Raw genomic sequence first — 1,122 nt, forward strand, 5'->3', positions numbered from 1 at the left:
GTCTGGCCCATGCGAGGCTGTGCGTGCTCTTGACTCGGTTGCACCAGCGGTGCGCCGGCCCCTGGTTATCCATGCTCATGGTGCCGCCGTGCTTGAGCGGTATCGTCTCGTCCACGACGAACCCGTACGGGTCGGAGGACGGCAGCGAGTAGTCGATCGGCCGGCCGCAGATGTAGCAGGGCAGGCCACGCGACTCCCACCGCCGACGCTGCTGGTCACGCCGCCACCCGTTGGCCCTTCTCGGGCTACTCCTGGCACTCATCGTTGCGCATGGCCCGACACCCCTTGTCGAGCAGTAGTTCGAACTTCTCGGCGTCGAACATGGCGCACTCGCCCGGCTCCCCTGACAGCGGGACGGGCACGCTCATCGTCGCAAGCTGCCGGTCGGCGTTGTCGGTGATACGCAGTGTGATGGTGGGCGGCATCATAAACCTCCCTCAATATGCGAAAGCCCCACACAAAGGCGGGGCTTGTTCAGTGTTCACTGAAATGAAAAACAACAGATTGTCGTAGATCGTCCATTTCGTATCTCGGGAACTCTTGGGAGGCTAACGGGTGTTGTCGTTCGTATTGATCCGCGGCGTCGCATAGGGCATTGCAGAGTTCTTCGATGTTGATTGCGAGATGGTATTCGGCTTCGTTGGGTTTGTCTTTGGGCCATGTCGCCCCCGTGCCACTTCCCATGCCCACTCGGAGAGTGAACGAAACGTCCTTTCCGGAATGTTCCTCACCGACGAACCCGTTCAGTTCTTTGGGTTTGAGATCGGCGTCACCCGCGTGGAGGAGTTCGCATCGTAGCTTGTAGCATGTATGCTCATCAAATCCGAGCATGGTCGGCTTGCTGTCAGTCTGTGCCGATATGCAGAAAGCGCAGTATTGCCTGTACCATTTCCTGTACCGTTCCCCAGATCCGTCTTTCGGATATTCCAGTTTTCCGTAGGCGTCTGGGATGGTGAGCGCCAGCGCGAGCGCGGCTATATGCGACCCCTTTTTCAGTGAGTCGCGCACCTCTTCCGCAATGGAGCTTTTACAAGGCCTATGCATATGGGGATTCATGGGATACAGTCTATCGACGAAACGCGCGGATGGTGCAGGATTCGCACCTGCGGACCCGTCAGGGTC

Annotated in this window: 2 protein-coding genes; both read right to left on the reverse strand. The window is 58.6% G+C overall.

The window, feature by feature from the left end; genetic code table 11:
• Positions 1-245: 245 nt before the first annotated feature.
• Positions 246-428: a hypothetical protein gene (locus tag H9626_RS13505; RefSeq protein ID WP_191710821.1), complete on the reverse strand. Its 183-nt coding sequence runs from the start codon at positions 426-428 to the stop codon at positions 246-248.
• A gap of 46 nt (positions 429-474) precedes the next feature.
• The coding region (locus tag H9626_RS13510) for a hypothetical protein (RefSeq protein WP_225231015.1) at positions 475-1,122 on the reverse strand (648 nt) is incomplete at its 5' end.

Source organism: Phocaeicola faecium (assembly GCF_014837055.1).
Lineage (GTDB): Bacteria > Bacteroidota > Bacteroidia > Bacteroidales > Bacteroidaceae > Phocaeicola > Phocaeicola gallinarum.

Excerpts from the sequence above, each read along its gene's own strand:
- H9626_RS13505 (WP_191710821.1), bottom strand. The coding sequence starts at position 428 with ATGATGCCGCCCACCATCACACTGCGTATCACCGACAACGCCGACCGG.